At 42.3% G+C, this 16480-nt stretch carries 16 protein-coding genes; 15 read left to right on the top strand and 1 reads right to left on the bottom strand.

The annotated features are described in order from the left end of the window. The first annotated feature begins 15 nt into the window (after nucleotides 1-15). From ABDW33_RS08385 to ABDW33_RS08435, 11 genes are all read left to right on the top strand, one after another. Entirely contained in the window at nucleotides 16-804 is a 789-nt protein-coding gene (locus ABDW33_RS08385; RefSeq protein WP_343689606.1) for a glycosyltransferase family 2 protein, read from the top strand. A gap of 95 nt (nucleotides 805-899) precedes the next feature. Continuing rightward, nucleotides 900-2009 carry an EpsG family protein gene (locus tag ABDW33_RS08390; RefSeq protein WP_343689648.1) on the top strand — a complete coding sequence of 370 codons (1110 nt, stop codon included), beginning with the start codon at nucleotides 900-902 and terminating at the stop codon, nucleotides 2007-2009. Then, entirely contained in the window at nucleotides 1990-3078 is a 1089-nt protein-coding gene (locus ABDW33_RS08395; RefSeq protein ID WP_343689607.1) for a glycosyltransferase family 4 protein, read from the top strand. Before ABDW33_RS08390 ends, ABDW33_RS08395 begins: the two co-directional genes overlap by 20 nt. Before the next feature lie 5 nt (nucleotides 3079-3083). Then, nucleotides 3084-3809 (top strand): glycosyltransferase family 2 protein, encoded by a 726-nt coding sequence (locus tag ABDW33_RS08400; RefSeq protein WP_343689608.1) that lies wholly within the window; start codon nucleotides 3084-3086, stop codon nucleotides 3807-3809. Further along, the gene (locus tag ABDW33_RS08405; RefSeq protein WP_343689609.1) at nucleotides 3794-4552 is read left to right on the top strand and encodes a glycosyltransferase family 2 protein; all 759 of its coding nucleotides are present in this window, start codon (nucleotides 3794-3796) and stop codon (nucleotides 4550-4552) included. The genes ABDW33_RS08400 and ABDW33_RS08405 overlap by 16 nt, the downstream gene beginning before the upstream one ends. Beyond that, nucleotides 4549-5667 (top strand): UDP-galactopyranose mutase, encoded by a 1119-nt coding sequence (gene glf, locus ABDW33_RS08410; protein WP_343689610.1) that lies wholly within the window; start codon nucleotides 4549-4551, stop codon nucleotides 5665-5667. The genes ABDW33_RS08405 and glf overlap by 4 nt, the downstream gene beginning before the upstream one ends. A gap of 4 nt (nucleotides 5668-5671) precedes the next feature. Continuing rightward, complete coding sequence (gene gmd / locus ABDW33_RS08415) at nucleotides 5672-6784, top strand: GDP-mannose 4,6-dehydratase (protein WP_343689611.1); 1113 nt, start codon at nucleotides 5672-5674, stop codon at nucleotides 6782-6784. Between the two features lie 5 nt (nucleotides 6785-6789). After that, the gene (locus ABDW33_RS08420; RefSeq protein ID WP_343689612.1) at nucleotides 6790-7731 is read left to right on the top strand and encodes a GDP-L-fucose synthase; all 942 of its coding nucleotides are present in this window, start codon (nucleotides 6790-6792) and stop codon (nucleotides 7729-7731) included. Next, a complete protein-coding gene (locus ABDW33_RS08425) occupies nucleotides 7713-8813 on the top strand; it encodes a mannose-1-phosphate guanylyltransferase (RefSeq protein ID WP_343689613.1) in 1101 nt (366 codons plus the stop codon). The genes ABDW33_RS08420 and ABDW33_RS08425 overlap by 19 nt, the downstream gene beginning before the upstream one ends. A gap of 76 nt (nucleotides 8814-8889) precedes the next feature. Then, nucleotides 8890-10461, top strand: coding sequence for a hypothetical protein (locus ABDW33_RS08430; RefSeq protein WP_343689614.1), 1572 nt, complete (start codon nucleotides 8890-8892; stop codon nucleotides 10459-10461). A gap of 67 nt (nucleotides 10462-10528) precedes the next feature. After that, nucleotides 10529-12424, top strand: coding sequence for an ABC-F family ATP-binding cassette domain-containing protein (locus tag ABDW33_RS08435; protein ID WP_343689615.1), 1896 nt, complete (start codon nucleotides 10529-10531; stop codon nucleotides 12422-12424). Nucleotides 12425-12499: 75 nt separating this feature from the next. Here ABDW33_RS08435 and ABDW33_RS08440 read toward each other — a convergent pair whose 3' ends face one another. Beyond that, complete coding sequence (locus tag ABDW33_RS08440; protein ID WP_343689616.1) at nucleotides 12500-12799, bottom strand: hypothetical protein; 300 nt, start codon at nucleotides 12797-12799, stop codon at nucleotides 12500-12502. 150 nt (nucleotides 12800-12949) lie between these two features. Here ABDW33_RS08440 and ABDW33_RS08445 point away from each other — a divergent pair, with 150 nt between their 5' ends. From ABDW33_RS08445 to ABDW33_RS08460, 4 genes are all read left to right on the top strand, one after another. Further along, nucleotides 12950-13234 (top strand): hypothetical protein, encoded by a 285-nt coding sequence (locus ABDW33_RS08445; protein WP_343689617.1) that lies wholly within the window; start codon nucleotides 12950-12952, stop codon nucleotides 13232-13234. Nucleotides 13235-13453: 219 nt separating this feature from the next. After that, nucleotides 13454-14491, top strand: coding sequence for an aldo/keto reductase (locus ABDW33_RS08450; RefSeq protein ID WP_343689618.1), 1038 nt, complete (start codon nucleotides 13454-13456; stop codon nucleotides 14489-14491). 121 nt (nucleotides 14492-14612) lie between these two features. Continuing rightward, complete coding sequence (locus tag ABDW33_RS08455; RefSeq protein WP_343689619.1) at nucleotides 14613-15230, top strand: sigma-70 family RNA polymerase sigma factor; 618 nt, start codon at nucleotides 14613-14615, stop codon at nucleotides 15228-15230. Nucleotides 15231-15284: 54 nt separating this feature from the next. Then, complete coding sequence (locus ABDW33_RS08460) at nucleotides 15285-16454, top strand: FecR domain-containing protein (RefSeq protein ID WP_343689620.1); 1170 nt, start codon at nucleotides 15285-15287, stop codon at nucleotides 16452-16454. Nucleotides 16455-16480 lie beyond the last annotated feature (26 nt).

Raw genomic sequence — 16480 nt, forward strand, 5'->3', positions numbered from 1 at the left:
GAAGAAATAATTGGAATGAAAGAACATCAGCCGTTAATATCGATAATAACAGTAGTATATAATGGTATTATATCATTGGAAAAGACAATACTGAGTGTATTGGGGCAGTCCTACCAGAATATCGAATATATCATCATTGATGGCGGATCGACAGACGGAAGCGTAGACATTATAAAGAAGTATGCTGATCGGTTGGCATATTGGGTGAGTGAGCCGGATGGGGGCATATATTATGCAATGAACAAAGGTATTGATCGGGCCAGTGGGGAATGGATTAATTTTATGAATGTGGGTGACTGGTTTTATAATGCTGATTCGGTGAATGATGTATTTGGAGCTAACGATCTGAGTGATTATGATCTGGTGTACGGCAATACGGAGAAAAGACGGGAAGATAAAAGCGAAATATACATACCTGGTGATGCCAGCAATTTCTATAAAAGGCTCATGATTCATCAGAGCACTTTTAGTCGTACAGCGCTGAATAGGAAGTATAAATTTGATACTACATTCAAAGTATCAGCAGATTTTGATTTTATGTTCAAAGTCTTTTTATATAAGCATAAAACCCTGCATGTAAATGTAGTAGTCTCCAGCTTTGATCTGGTAGGATTTTCTCATGATAATCGTTATAGAGGTTTTTCAGAAGATAGGGTCATTGCGTTTAAACACAAAGGAAATTTATTGCTTAGCTGTAAGGTGTATCTTTTTTATGTGTATATCACAGGAATAGGAAAGACAATTGATTTAATGAAAGCTTATCTGCCAGGTGTTTACAAGAAATTAAAAAAGATGAAAGGATGATACCATACTATCTTTTTTTTATGTTTTTTGGACTTGGTGCATCTCTTGAGTATGTCAAGCAGGATGATCATAAGGTACAGCTGTTGAAGCGACTCATGATTGCTGTTGGGCTGTTTATTATACTTTTTTTTGTAGGGTTCAGATATAAAATAGGAAGTGATTGGGCTGTATACCTCCAGGGATATAATGAAGTTGTACCGCTTGGCCAATTATTAGGAGGTAAGAACCTTAATTTTTCGGATGACTTTACCGAGCCGGGTTTTAAAATCGTGTCATCTCTATGCAGCTATCTCGGGATGAACTTTTTTATGTTTGTATTCCTGATCACCGTATTTAATACGTTTTCCCTTTATTACTTTATATACAGAAATGACTTCCGGAATAAGTTGGTATTTCTTGCTATCATTCTAATCCTAACTGTTTTTCTTGAGTTTGATATTCTGCGTCAGTCTATAGCTTTTCATATCGTTTTGTTTGGATTTATTGGAAACAGAATTAAGCCTGTAAAGTTTATTTTACTGGTGGTATTGGCTATGATGTTTCATTATACCGCTATAATATTTTTATTTTTTTATGTATTTCAGCGAATGAAACTGACACGCAGGAAGATTCTTTTTTTTACAATAGTATATGTAATCTCCCTCTTTGTTACTATACCTATTATCACTTCGATATTACTTGCATTGAAACCATTGGCAGGAGGGGTATTATCTGCGGTAATTGAGAAAGGTAGTAATCTTGTGGCTAATTTCGAGCTTACCAGGAATATCAGTTTTACATCTATCTTGAACCTGGCCTTCCTCTGCCTGCTTTATATGCGTTGGAATAAATTGGAGTTGACAGCAATAGAATCAACTCTTGTGAAGATGTTCCTTTTTTACATTTTGCTGATCTCCACTTTAAAGGAAGTGCAGGAGGTAGCAGACAGGTTTTCTTATTATTACAATATTGGCATTGCCTTTATGTTTGCCTTGCTAAGCAGCCTGATTACATTCCGAGCCAGGAATAAAATATTGTTGTTGGTACCAATGCTATTTATCCTGATGCGGTTGTTTTTGCATTTCAGGCAGGAGGCAATTGTATATGGTCAGACACCGTACAGAAATTATTTTTTTATGGATGAGTCGGATGAGCTGGAGATTAGGGTGCGTTATGATAAGATGATGACTATAAAACAAGCAGAGAATGACGGAAAGAAAGATTAGGATATCATTCATTTTACCCGGGAGGGGAACTAAGCCGGTGGGTGGTTTCAGGGTGGTGTATGAATATGCCAACCGTTTATCGGCAGCAGGGTTTGATGTCCAGCTTATACACACGGCCTGGTTGTTCAAAAGAAACCCGTTTGTGGATGGAGTGATCAGGTATTTGTATTGTCTTTTCTTTTACAGGTTCATTCAGCCATGGTTTACGCTGGATAGAAGTGTTAAAAATAAATGGATCTTCGCACCGTATAATTTTCTATTGCCGGATGCGGATTTTGTAGTCGCTACTTCCTGGGAAACTGCCGAGCATGTAGCCGGGTTCCCGGCCAGGAAAGGCCGTAAGTTATATTTGATTCAAGCCAATGAATCTGAATTTACTTATGTTTCAAATAAGGGCTTAGAAGAAGCTTCGTTAGAGACATGGAAATTGCCTATGCATAAGATTGCTATTTGTACCTGGTTGCAGGAAAAAATAAAAGATTATTCCGGACAGGATAGCACAGTAATTTTTAACGGACTGAACTTCGATGAGTTTTTTATTGAACCAGGTATAAAAAGGAAGAAGAACACAGTAATGATGTTGCATCATCATTCTCCTCATAAAGGCAGTGCGGAAGGGCTGTCAGCATTGCGTCTTTTGAAAAACAGGGTAAAAGACCTGCAGGTAATATTGTATGGTATGCCAGCAGCTCCTGATGGTTTGGAAGAGTGGATGAAGTATTACCAGATGCCCGATAGGAAAGAGCTACGCAGGCTATACAATGAAGCGACGATATTTTTATCACCATCGCACTCAGAGGGATGGGGGTTGCCGGTTTCAGAAGCGATGCAGTGTGGATGTTTAGCGGTAACTTCTGATATAGGTGGGTTTAAGGATTTTGTAAGAAATGGTGAGACTGCCTGTTGTTTTCCGGTTGGAGATGTTGAATCAATGGCGGCAATATTGCAGGAATTGCTTTTGGATGATGAGAAAAGAGAGCAGCTGGCCAAACAGGGGCATGCTTTTATACAGCAATTTACCTGGGATCGTGCAGTGGCTGATTTTATCAAGATATTAAAAATGCAATAATCAGAATGGTATCAGTATGTATGGCCACCTACAACGGAGCTGCATTTATAGAGGAACAGATTCGTTCTATTTTAACGCAGTTGAGAGCTGAAGATGAGTTGGTTATCTCTGACGATGGCTCTGGTGATGGTACCCTGGATATTATATGCCAAATAGCAGATGATAGGATCCGGTTATATCATGGCAATTTTCGGGATGTTATCAGAAACTTTCAGTATGCCCTGAGTAAGGCAAAAGGAGACTATATTTTTTTGGCGGATCAGGATGACGTGTGGTTACCAGGCAAGGTAACGAAGATGATAGAGTTGTTGCAGAAATATGATCTGGTGATCAGTGATTCGGAAGTTGTGGACGAGCAGCTGCAACAGTTACATGCTTCATTTTTCGCTTATTTTGGATCTGGTAAGGGCTTGCTGAAGAACATCGCCAGGAGTACGTATTATGGTTCCTGTATGGCGTTTCGGAAAAGTTTACTGAAGAACGCACTACCTTTCCCTGCTACCCGGGAAATTGGTCATGACCTGTGGATAGGATTAGTTGCAGAGATGATAGGTACAGTTTATTTTTATCCGGAAGCCTTGATCAAATACAGAAGGCATGGAGAAACCTTTACGTCAGCAGGAACAGGGAAAAGCAAACGGGGTTTGATCAAAAAGTTGAAAGGACGGATGATAATGATGAAAGAAGTTATTAAATATTACCTGAAGTATAAAATATGCAAAAAGGTTTAGTATCTATAATTACACCGGTTTACAATGCGCAGCGTTTCATCCCGGAAACGATCGAAACAGTGTTAGCACAGACTTATGCTAATTGGGAGATGTTGATTATTGATGATGGATCAAAGGATGATAGTGCGAAAGTAATTAGTGAATATGTGCAAAGGGACGGTAGAATAAAGCTGTTTTCCCAGCAGAACGGTGGTTCCGCCGCTGCAAGAAACAACGGTATCAGGCGGGCCAACGGGCAGTACATTGCTTTGTTGGACGCAGATGACTTGTGGGAGCCAACCTTTTTGGAAAGACAGCTGGCGCTGATGAAAGAGAAAAATGCAACGCTTGTTTATGCCTCACACAAAAGGATCGATGAGTTCTCAAAAGAATGCATGAAACCTTTCATTGTTCCGGAGAAGGTCGACTATAATAGCATGTTGTGCACCTGTTCAATTTCCTGTTTGACAGGACTGTACGATACGGAGCGTTTTGGTAAGATTTATCTGCGTGAGGAGTTTAAAAGCCTGCGTGATGACTATATCTACTGGCTGGAGATTATTAAGCATTGTAAGGTCGCTTATGGTAACACTGATGTAATTGCCAGCTATCGTGTATTGAGTAATTCCACTTCAAGGAATAAAAAGAAGGTAATTAAGCCCCAGTTCATGGTGTATTATAAAGTTGAGAAGTTGGGCCTGATCAGGAGTATGTATTACTTAGTGAGATGGGCAATAAATGGTTATTCAAAATATAGTACATGACGGATATTAAGTATGATTATTTAATAGTTGGTGCCGGGTTATTTGGCGCTGTATTTGCATATGAAGCGGGCAAAGCAGGTAAAAAATGCCTGGTAGTAGATAAACGTTCCCATACAGGTGGTAACGTCTATTGTGAAAACATAGATGGTATCAATGTACATAAATACGGGGCGCATATTTTTCATACCAGCAACAAGGATATCTGGGATTATGTAAATCAGTTTGCCGTATTTAACAGGTATACCAATTCTCCTTTGGCGAATTATAAAGGGGAGTTATATAATCTTCCTTTTAATATGAATACTTTTTACCAGTTGTGGAAGGTTGCTACGCCTGAAGCCGCTCAGATGAAAATCAGGGAGCAGGTAGAAAAGCTAAATATTAAGGAGCCTAAGAATTTAGAAGAGCAGGCGTTATCTCTCGTCGGTCCGGATATTTATAATAAGCTGATCAAGGACTATACAGAAAAGCAGTGGGGCCGGCCGGCTACTGAATTGCCTGCATTCATTATAAAGCGTTTGCCATTGAGATTTACTTATGATAATAACTATTTTGATGATAAGTATCAGGGAATTCCAGAGGGAGGGTATAACGTAATAATTGATAAAATGCTTGCAAATGCAGATATTTGCCTAAATGTTGACTTCTTTGCGGAACGGGAAGCCCTGTCGGAAAGGGCACATAAAATTGTATATACCGGTATGATTGATCAGTATTTTAACTACTGCTATGGGAAATTAGAATACAGAAGTCTGCATTTTGAGCATGAACAAAGGAATATTCCTAACTATCAGGGTAATGCGGTCGTTAATTATACAGATAAGGAAACTCCATATACAAGGATCATTGAGCACAAACATTTTGAATTTGGTACCCAACCTGTAACTGTGGTGACAAAAGAATATCCTGCTGATTGGTCGGAAGGGAAGGAACCCTATTATCCAATTAATGACGATAGGAATAGTAATTTATATAAACAATATAAGGAACTGGCTGAGAAAGAGATGAATGTTATCTTTGGCGGCAGGTTGGCAGAATATAAGTATTACGATATGCATCATATCATAGCTCATGCTTTGAAAAAAGTCAGGCTAGAACTTGATAATTCCAAATAGTATCATGAAGAAAGCATTAATAACTGGTATTACAGGGCAGGACGGTGCGTACCTGACCGAATTGTTGCTATCTAAGAACTATGAAGTTCATGGCATCAAACGTCGCTCCTCGTTATTTAATACAGATAGGATAGATCATTTATATCAGGATCCCCATGAGCAGGGTGTGAATCTGAATCTCCATTATGGTGATCTCAGTGATTCTACAAATCTTATCAGGATCATTCAGCAGATTCAGCCAGACGAAATTTATAATCTGGGTGCTATGAGTCACGTTCAGGTCAGTTTCGAAACGCCTGAGTATACTGCAAATGCTGATGGTATTGGTACCCTGAGAATACTGGAAGCAGTAAGGTTACTTGGCCTGGTTAATAAAACAAAAATATACCAGGCATCTACCTCCGAATTATATGGATTGGTGCAGGAAGTGCCCCAATCTGAAAGGACTCCTTTTTACCCTCGTTCTCCATATGCTGTGGCTAAAATGTATGCTTACTGGATCACTGTGAATTACAGGGAAGCATACAAAATGTTTGCCTGTAATGGCATCCTGTTCAACCACGAAAGCCCTTTGAGAGGCGAAACATTTGTTACCCGCAAAATCACCCGTGGTGTATCTAAAATATTCCTGGGAATGCAGGAAAAACTGTTTATGGGGAATATAGATGCACAACGTGACTGGGGACATGCCAAGGATTATGTAGAAGCCATGTACCTGATTCTTCAGCAAGAACAGCCAGAAGACTATGTCATAGCGACCGGTATTACAACTCCTGTAAGAGAGTTCATTAAGATGGCCTTTGCAGAAGTTGGTATTGAACTGGAATTTACAGGGAAAGGGATAGATGAAAAAGGGATCGTGAAAAGCGTAAGTGCAGAAAACCTGCACGTGAAGCCGGGACAGGAAGTATTGGCTATTGACCCGCGCTATTTCCGTCCTACAGAGGTAGATCTGCTGATAGGAGATCCCACTAAAGCTCAGACAAAACTCGGGTGGAAACCCAGGTATAATTTACAGGCACTGGTAAAAGAAATGATGGCGGCAGATGTTGAGCTATTTAGAAAAGAACAGTTACTCAAAAATGCTGGATTTAAAGTGTTAAACCAATTTGAATAGAAAAGATGCAACAGCAGGATAAAATTTTTGTAGCCGGTCACAGAGGTATGGTAGGATCGGCCATTGTTAGAAGACTTCAGAAGGACGGTTTTAATAATATTGTGACCAGGTCTTCAAAAGACCTGGATCTACGCGATCAGCAGCAGGTAAGTAAGTTCTTTGCTGAAGAAAAGCCTGATTACGTATTCCTTGCAGCAGCTAAAGTAGGCGGTATTATTGCCAATAATACCTACAGAGCACAATTTATCTATGAGAATATGATGATACAGAACAACGTTATTCATCATGCTTATTTGAATAATGTAAAGAAACTAATGTTTCTGGGCTCCTCCTGTATTTATCCTAAATTAGCACCACAGCCACTGAAAGAGGAGTATCTGCTGACAGGACTGCTGGAACCCACCAATGAACCTTATGCTATCGCCAAGATAGCCGGTATCAAGATGTGCGATGCATATAGGGCACAATATGGTTGCAATTACATTTCTGTAATGCCTACCAACCTGTATGGTCCAAATGATAATTATGATCTGAATAACTCTCACGTTTTACCTGCTTTGTTGCGAAAATTTCATGAAGCAAAAGTTAATGGTATCCCTGAAGTGGTAGTATGGGGCACAGGTACCCCATTGCGCGAATTTTTGCATGCTGATGATATGGCTGATGCCTGCTTTTATCTGATGCAGCATTACAATGAAGAGGGATTGGTGAATATTGGCGTTGGGAAAGATATCAGCATTAAAGACCTGGCGCTGATGATTAAAGAGATTGTAGAATATGAAGGTCAGCTGGTATTTGATTCCTCCAAACCTGATGGTACCCCCAGAAAACTCATGGATGTTGCAAAACTACATGGTCTGGGCTGGGAGGCAAAAATTGAATTAAAGGAAGGTATTAAAGAGGTTTATAAGCAACTAAAGACCAGCCTATGGAAGGAGAAAATATGATGAATAACCACAACCACGTTTTTATTATGGCCGGCGGCGTAGGCAGTCGTTTCTGGCCTAAGAGCCGTAATAATTACCCCAAACAGTTCATAGACATACTGGGCATAGGTAAGTCATTGCTACAATTGACCTATGAGCGGTTTAATAAAATAGTCCCCGCTGGTAATATATATATCGTCACCAATATAGCCTATAAGGGACTTATCCTGGAACAGTTACCCGAAGTATCAGCCGATAATATACTTTGTGAACCTTCCAGGAATAACACAGCACCTGGTATTGCGTATGCCGCATTTAAAATATTAGCAAAGGATCCAGATGCCGCGATGGTTATCGCCCCTTCTGATCATTTTATTCTCAGAGAAGAAGTGTTCCTCGGAAAGATCCGACAGGCACTGAATATCATAGCAGAGAAGGATATATTATTGACACTTGGAATTACCCCTACCAGACCTGATACCGGTTATGGTTATATCAAGTTCGCAGAAAATGGGAAGGAGGATATTCAAAAAGTGGTGAAATTTACAGAAAAACCAGTCCTTTCCAAAGCGCTTGAGTTTTTGAACAGTGGCGATTATGTATGGAATGCAGGTATTTTCATCTGGAAGGCACAATCCATACTCAATGCCATCAGGCAGCTTACCCCCGAATTATATGACCTTTTCAGCAAAGGCGAGGGCGCTTACAATACCCCACAGGAACAGGCATTCATTGATCAGTATTATCCACAGTCACCCAATATTTCAATAGATTATGCGGTAATGGAAAAAGCAGAGAATGTTTACACCATGCCTGTTGAGTTTGGATGGAGTGATCTTGGTACCTGGGCTTCTCTGTTTATGGTAGCCGAAAAGCAGGATGAAAGCAATAATGTTTTTTCGGGTGGAGATGGACAACTGGAAGATACCTCAGATTGTATTATTCATATTCCTAAAGATAAGTTGGCAGTGATTCGCGGTCTGAAAGACTTCATCGTAGTAGATGATGGAAACGTATTACTGATTTATCCTAAAACAGCAGAACAGGAAATTAAACGTGTTACAGAACAGCTGAGGATACAGAATAAGATCAGCCATTTATAATGGCCTTTTAATTTACGTCGGCCCGGTTTTCATGTAAAAGAGGATATATTTGTGGCTGGCAAGCTAATTCTTATCTATGTTCAAATCGTGTTTCACCTCATTAGGATTCCTGGTATGCTGCCTATTGGCAGCATCTACGTCTGTACATGCTCAAAGCATTGGACGGCAGTATTCACTTGGGTTTTATCAAAATTCCGCTGATAGCCTGGGATACCATTCCTCCCAGCGTGACTACAGCCTGGAACCTTCGTTTGATCTTCCAAAAGGAGATACAACCCGTAAGCAAAGCTGGCTGTATCGCAAATTGTTTAGAGAACACCTGTTGGAATTAAAAGAAGATGATTATACCTTTTATGCAAGTTTCCTCCCGGATTTTCAGGTAGGGCATAGCAGTGTAAATGGTACAACATGGTTGAATACCCGGGGTGTAATAGCTGGTGGTACTATCGGGAAGAATCTCACATTCAGGACCGAATTTTACGAGAACCAGGGAAAATTTGCAGCCTATATCGATGAATACGGCCGGACAAATAAAATTGTACCCGGACAAGGCGAGTGGAAGCCGTATAATAAAACTGCGTTTGATTTCGCTTATTCGTCCGCACTCATAAATTATAAGGCTGGTCGTCATTTTGATTTCCAGCTGGGATATGACAAGAACTTTATCGGCGACGGTTACCGTTCAATGTTGATGTCCGACGCTTCGTTCAATTATCCATTCCTGAAAGTGATCGCTAATCTGGGCCGTGTACAGTATACTACCATGTGGGCACAGTTCGTGGATATGCGCTATCCTAAATCCTCTTATGACAACGGTTACCGGAAGAAATGGGGGGTATTCAATTACCTGGACTGGAACGTCAGCAAAAAGGTGTCCATTGGATTGTTTGAAGCCGTTATATGGCAGGACTCTGATTCTACCGGCAAACGCGGATTTGATGTCAGTTATCTGAACCCGATTGTTTTCCTCCGCCCCGTTGAATTCTCTGTAGGTTCTCCTGATAATGCACTGATGGGCTTAAACCTGAAGTATGCGCCTTCTGTGAATAGTACTTTTTATGGTCAGTTTATCCTGGACGAATTCGTCTTAAAGGAAATGACCAGCGGTTCCGGTTGGTGGGGCAATAAATATGGAGGTCAACTGGGTTTCCGTTCCAACAATATCTTCAAGGTGCCTAACCTGAATGTGCTGACAGAAGTAAATGCGGCTCGCCCTTATACATATTCTCAGCGTACCACACTCAATAACTATGGCCATTATAACCAGCCACTGGCCCATCCGTTAGGCGCCAATTTTGTAGAGTGGGTCAATATTGCAGATTACCGGTATAAGCGTTTCTTCCTGCGTGGACAAATCACCTATGCAAAGTATGGCCTGGACTCTGCAGGGATCAATTATGGGAAGAACATCTTTGAATCTTATTATTCCCGTGCAGAAGATTTTGGTAATCATATCGGACAGGGACTCAAAACAACCCTCACCAATGTACAGGGTACTGTTGCTTACCTGCTGAATCCAAAGTACAACCTGCGACTGGAAGCAGCTGTAACTGCCCGTCAGGAAAAGAACTACCAGTATACCAAGAATGAGCTGATCTTTAATCTTGGCCTGAGAGCAAGTTTCAGGCAGTTATACTACGATTTTTAAGCTATAACAGCTATAACTTAATAAACCCCGGGCCACTCGCCCGGGGTTTTTTTTATAACTTCGCCCTATGCATTATGTTACAGTAGAAGGGCTTACAAAGTCCTACGGCGCAGGCCCCTTGTTTAAAGATATTTCTTTCCATATCGAAGAAGGTGATAAAATAGCCCTTGTGGCGCTGAATGGTACCGGTAAATCCACGCTGCTGCGCATTCTGTGCGGTCAGGAAACTCCGGATGCAGGCACCGTGTGGATCCACAAGGATGTAACAGTGGTAATGCTGGAACAGCAAAATGCTTTCAACGCCGGAGAAACCATCTCCCGGCACATTTTCTCACAGGGACATCCTGTACTTGCCGCTATCAGGGATTATGAAATGCTCACTGAAGAAGGAGAGGAGCCGGATCTGGATAAACTCACCAAGGCAATTGAACGCATGGATGAGCTGAATGCATGGCACTTCGATTCCAAGGTGAAGCAGATCCTTGGCAAACTGAATATTCATCATATGGATCAGCTGATGGGTAGCCTGTCAGGTGGCCAGGTCAAGAGAGTTGCATTGGCCAAAGTGCTGATCGACATCGGTTTTGAGCACAGACATACCCTGCTCATCATGGACGAACCGACCAACCACCTGGACGTAGGCATGATCGAATGGCTGGAGAACTACCTGGATCAGGAGAAAGTGACCCTGCTGCTCGTAACCCACGACCGTTACTTCCTGGATAGCGTATGTAACGAAATCATGGAACTGGATCAGCAACAACTTTTCATATATAAAGGCGATTACGAGAACTATCTCGAAAAGAAAGCAGCCCGTGAGGAGATGGCAAAATCCAGCGTGGAAAAGGCACGCAACGTATTCCGGAAAGAGCTGGAATGGATGCGTAAGCAGCCTAAAGCCCGTACCACCAAGTCTAAGTCACGTATAGATGCTTTTACAGAAGTAAAAGAAAAGGCGAGTGTAAGACTGGAAAAACAACAGCTGGAACTGAATGTGAAAATGACCCGCCTGGGGGGCAAGATCATCGAAATGAAAAAGGTCTACAAAGCATATGGGGACCTTCAGATCCTAAAGGGCTTTGATTATACTTTTAAGAGAGGAGAACGGGTAGGTGTGGTAGGAAAGAATGGGGTGGGGAAATCCACATTCCTCAACATGTTGCTGGGACTGGAACAACCTGATTCAGGAAAGATCAATACCGGCGAAACAATTGTATTCGGTAACTATGATCAGCGTGGCCTGGTGATCAAAGAAGACATGCGGGTCATTGAATTCGTGAAGAATATCGCCGAAAACTTCCCGCTGGCCGATGGTACCAAGGTCAGTGCCGCACAGTTCTTACAGCTATTCCTGTTCCCACCGGAAAAGCAATATACTTACATCTCCAAGCTGAGTGGCGGGGAAAAGAGACGTTTACATTTGCTGAGCATACTCTTCCGTAATCCCAACTTCCTGGTGCTGGATGAGCCCACGAATGACCTGGACCTGCCTACTTTGAGCATCCTGGAAGACTTCCTGTTGGATTTCCAGGGTTGTCTGATCATTGTGAGCCACGACCGTTACTTCATGGATAAACTGGTAGATCACCTGTTCGTGTTTGAAGGACAAGGCGTAGTAAGTGACTTCCCCGGCAATTATACCCAGTATCGTGAATGGGAAAAGGATAAACCTGAACAGGAAAAAGAACCAGAGCCGCAGAAAGCAGCTACACCTGCTCCTGAAGTGGCAACCCCACCGGCAGAAAAAGGTCGCAAAATGTCTTTTAAGGAAAAGCGTGAAATGGAACTGTTGGAAAAGGAGATTGCTGACCTGGAAAAAGAGAAAGCAATGCTGGATGCAAAAATGTCGGCAGGTGATATTCCTTATGCAGAACTGGAGCCGATGGCACGCCGCGTAGGTGAGGTGATTGGCTTGCTGGATGAAAAGGGAATGCGCTGGTTGGAATTGAGCGAATTGAGTTAACTGCGCAAGCTAAAGTTAATATAATATTAAAAAGGGCTGACTATCCGAGGTCAGCCCTTTTTTTATATGGACGAATTAATCTTTCTTGTCCTTGATCTCAGATGGTTTCAGGTATACTTTTTTACCCTTATCATCTACATAGTATTTGTTGTCCTTTTTATCGATGTAGACGGTCTGACCACCCGGACCTACTTTTCCTTTATAGGTCTTGTCAGTAATCTTGCTGGCACCTTTCACCGCTATCGAAGCAGTCTTGTTACCTACCTTTTTAGCAGTACTGTCTATGCCCTGTGCCATACCTGCATGGCTGGAGAGTAAAGCGGCAGCAGTAATGGTCATAGCCACTAAACCTGCACGTATTGTTTTTGGTTTCATGATATCAGATTTTTATACTGGAGATTATTCAATTTTGATGCCAGTACATCATTTGATGAGTCGGGCTGCAATGGATTAGCCTGGTATGTTCGTTGAATGATATATTTACAATACATTTGTTTTACATCATCAAAAAAATAAAAAATTACTATGGCTAAGTTACCCAAGTTTATGATCGCAGATGATCCAGTGACGGATCCAGATAACGAATATATCTTTCATACAGAACAGCCTCGTTTCTTCGCTAAGCGTGTGGAGGAAGATGAAGAAAGCGCCTACATTGATATCGTTCATGAGATTGACAATGTAGAAGAATTCTTCAAGAACGATCCGGCTAAAAAAGAAGAGCTGCTGGATGAACTGGAAAACTGGTATTATGCTTATCTGGAATGGTTGGATGAAGATGAATTTGGTGATGAAGACGACGAAGAATAGTCTGCAATAACTTATCGGATAACAGAGGTTAGCTCAAAAGTAAGCTGAAGGCTTCGGGAATCGTAGATACGAAATTTCGTTCCATCAGGAGCCCCGTACAAAACCGGGGAAAACTACTTTTGAGCTAACCTCTTTCTATTTACTATTTAACAGGATAGTAAACAGGTTTTTCTGAGCGGGGGACTTAATTTTAGACATAGATCAAAAAGTTTTGAAACCATGGAATACAGACAATTAGGAGGATCCGGATTAAGAGTGCCCGTATTGAGTTTCGGGACCGCAACCTTTGGTGGGGGCAACGAATTTTTTAAAGCATGGGGTAGTACGCAGGTGGAAGAAGCGCGTCGCCTGATAGATATCTGTTTAGAGGCAGGCGTCAATTTTTTTGATACTGCCAATGTGTATTCTGCAGGTGCCTCAGAAGAGATTCTGGGTAAGGCGCTAAAGGGACTGCGCGACCAGGCTCTGATTTCTACCAAAGCAACCTTCCCTTTAGGAGAGGGGGTAAATGATTATGGTTCTTCCCGTTTTAACCTGATCAAAAGTGCCGAAGCAAGCCTTAAAAGATTGGGCACGGATTATATTGACGTCTATCACCTGCATGGCTTTGATGCCAATACACCGGTAGAAGAAACGCTGAATGCGCTGAATACCCTGGTACAGAGCGGCAAAGTCCGTTACATAGCATGTTCTAACTTCTCCGGCTGGCACCTCATGAAATCACTGTCTGTCTCTGAGAGATATGGCTGGTCTAAGTACATCGCGCATCAGGCATATTATTCACTGTTGAACAGGGACTTTGAGTGGGAACTAATGCCATTGGGTATTGACCAGCAGGTAGGTACCATCGTATGGAGTCCGCTGGCAGCTGGCAGACTGAGTGGTAAATACCGCCGTAACCAGCCAGCGCCTGCCGATGCAAGGGTAGCACAGGGTGGTAGTCCAATCCCGGCCACTGCTATTGCCGACGAAGTATTCTACAACATTATCGATGAACTGGAAGCAATCGCGAAAGAAGTAGAGAAGACGGTCGCACAGGTTGCTATCAACTGGCTACTGCAGCGGCCTACTGTTTCCAACATCATCATCGGGGCAAGGAATGAAGAGCAGCTAAAACAGAACTTTGGCGCTGTAGGCTGGAACCTGACCCTGGATCAGGTAAAACGACTCGATAAGGTAAGTGAAGTACCACCGGTATATCCGTACTGGCATCAACGGGAATTCCCGATGCTGAATGCAGCACCAAAATTATATTAAGCTTGAATGCTTCAAGTTGAAGAGGTTATATCTTTATAGATATAACCTCTTTTTTTATGTGCCCCCTTGACGATACGCGGATTTTTGTATTTTTATCCGGGTCACAATACAATTTATTTTCATGGATGCGGCAGCTACCAGTTTTAATCAAAACATGACGAGGCCACCATTAGATAGCGCCTTCTTTCAGCGTATCGCATCCGGTGATCAGACTGCATTTGCATTGCTGGTCTCCCACTATCATAAGCGGGTATACTCCGTGGCATACCGGCTTACCAGGTCGGTGCCCCTGTCGGAAGAGATTGTACAGGACGTATTCCTGAAGATCTGGTTGAAAAGAGAAATACTGGTAGAGATCGCCAACTTTTCGGGCTTTCTGCACACCGTATCTACCAACATGATCTACAGCGCCCTCCGCCAGCAACAACGGGATGTACTGAGCATCAGTGATACTGAACTGGATGCATGCTCGCCGGCCGCGAATGCTACTGAAGAAGTAGTACAGGACAGAGAATATGAAAACCTGCTCGAAAAAGCAATTCGCCGCCTACCAGAACGGCAGCAGCAAACCTATATCCTGATCAAAAAGGAAGGGATGAAAAGAGATGCCGCGGCAGCAGCCATGAATATCTCTCCCGAAACTGTAAAATCCAATCTGGAACAGGCAATGAAAAACATCCGGGCATTCTGTATGGCCAACCTGGATCTTATGATGATTATCATCTGGCTGGGCAGGTGAAATTTTTTTTACCCTTTACCCCCCAAACCTATTTTTTAAGCGTCAATATTAGTAATGGATTCATTAAACCGTCTGGAAGAGTTATTTAATCGCTGCATGAGTGAGCAGGCTACCGAAGCAGAAGTAGCCGAATTAACCCGCTTGATGCAGCTACCTGAGAACGAGGAGAAAGCCAGGCAGTTAATCGAAAAGGCACATGAGACAGCCCCGGAAATGGAGCTGCCTATGAGCACCATTGCCGCCATTACCACCGCCATCTTCCAGGCTGAAGAAAGGAAAGAACTGGTAGTGATGGAAAAGAAGAAGCATTCCCGCTGGTTACGCTATGCTGCCGCCATCCTTTTAATAATAGCGGCCAGCCAGAGCGGACACGTGTGGCAGTTTTATAAAAGCAAACCCGTCGCCAAATCACAAGCCGTACACGATATCATGCCTGGCGGAGATAAAGCAATCCTTACACTGGCAGATGGATCTACCATTGTGCTTGATAGTACGGGCAACAAACAGATCGCTAAACAGGGTGGTACCACCGTAGTCAAAGCCAAAGGAGGGGAGCTTACCTACAACGCCGCCGGTAACAGTAACGAAGTTTTATACAATAAGATCAGCATACCACGTGGAGGCCAGTTCCAGATCACATTGCCAGACGGTACGAAGGTATGGCTCAATGCCCTGTCTTCGCTGCGTTTTCCAACTGTGTTCAATGACAACAACAGAACAGTAGACCTAACAGGAGAAGCCTATTTTGAAGTACAGCAAAATGCAGCTAAACCTTTCATAGTGAAAGTAGGAAGCATGCAGATAGATATACTGGGCACCAGTTTCAACATCATGGCTTACCCGGATGAAAAACAAATTCAAACAACGTTAATAGAAGGAGCAGTGAAAGTCTCAGCCCACGGACAGTTTAAACTGCTGCAGCCAGGACAACAATCACAGTTAGAACAAGATGGAAGGCTCAATGTGTTAGCCACCACGGACATTGAAAGCGTTATCGCATGGAAAAATGGATATTTTAGGTTCAATCAGGCAGACATACAAACCGTCATGCGTCAGCTGTCACGCTGGTATGATGTCGATGTGAATTTTGATGGTCCTATACCCGGTTTTCGTTTTGTTGGAGAGCTTAAGAGAAAAGCTAGTTTATCAACCAATTTGAAGATCCTGAGTTATAGTCAGGTCAATTTTAAGATGGAGGGCAATACCATCACTGTAACACCATAGCGTAGCGTCTATATCTATTTAATATC

Source organism: Chitinophaga sp., assembly GCF_039596155.1.
GTDB lineage: Bacteria > Bacteroidota > Bacteroidia > Chitinophagales > Chitinophagaceae > Chitinophaga.

Excerpts from the sequence above, each read along its gene's own strand:
- ABDW33_RS08385 (WP_343689606.1), top strand. The coding sequence starts at position 16 with ATGAAAGAACATCAGCCGTTAATATCGATAATAACAGTAGTATATAAT.
- ABDW33_RS08390 (WP_343689648.1), top strand. The coding sequence starts at position 900 with ATGATTGCTGTTGGGCTGTTTATTATACTTTTTTTTGTAGGGTTCAGA.
- ABDW33_RS08395 (WP_343689607.1), top strand. The coding sequence starts at position 1,990 with ATGACGGAAAGAAAGATTAGGATATCATTCATTTTACCCGGGAGGGGA.
- ABDW33_RS08400 (WP_343689608.1), top strand. The coding sequence starts at position 3,084 with ATGGTATCAGTATGTATGGCCACCTACAACGGAGCTGCATTTATAGAG.
- ABDW33_RS08405 (WP_343689609.1), top strand. The coding sequence starts at position 3,794 with ATGCAAAAAGGTTTAGTATCTATAATTACACCGGTTTACAATGCGCAG.
- glf (WP_343689610.1), top strand. The coding sequence starts at position 4,549 with ATGACGGATATTAAGTATGATTATTTAATAGTTGGTGCCGGGTTATTT.
- gmd (WP_343689611.1), top strand. The coding sequence starts at position 5,672 with ATGAAGAAAGCATTAATAACTGGTATTACAGGGCAGGACGGTGCGTAC.
- ABDW33_RS08420 (WP_343689612.1), top strand. The coding sequence starts at position 6,790 with ATGCAACAGCAGGATAAAATTTTTGTAGCCGGTCACAGAGGTATGGTA.
- ABDW33_RS08425 (WP_343689613.1), top strand. The coding sequence starts at position 7,713 with ATGGAAGGAGAAAATATGATGAATAACCACAACCACGTTTTTATTATG.
- ABDW33_RS08430 (WP_343689614.1), top strand. The coding sequence starts at position 8,890 with ATGTTCAAATCGTGTTTCACCTCATTAGGATTCCTGGTATGCTGCCTA.
- ABDW33_RS08435 (WP_343689615.1), top strand. The coding sequence starts at position 10,529 with ATGCATTATGTTACAGTAGAAGGGCTTACAAAGTCCTACGGCGCAGGC.
- ABDW33_RS08440 (WP_343689616.1), bottom strand. The coding sequence starts at position 12,799 with ATGAAACCAAAAACAATACGTGCAGGTTTAGTGGCTATGACCATTACT.
- ABDW33_RS08445 (WP_343689617.1), top strand. The coding sequence starts at position 12,950 with ATGGCTAAGTTACCCAAGTTTATGATCGCAGATGATCCAGTGACGGAT.
- ABDW33_RS08450 (WP_343689618.1), top strand. The coding sequence starts at position 13,454 with ATGGAATACAGACAATTAGGAGGATCCGGATTAAGAGTGCCCGTATTG.
- ABDW33_RS08455 (WP_343689619.1), top strand. The coding sequence starts at position 14,613 with ATGGATGCGGCAGCTACCAGTTTTAATCAAAACATGACGAGGCCACCA.
- ABDW33_RS08460 (WP_343689620.1), top strand. The coding sequence starts at position 15,285 with ATGGATTCATTAAACCGTCTGGAAGAGTTATTTAATCGCTGCATGAGT.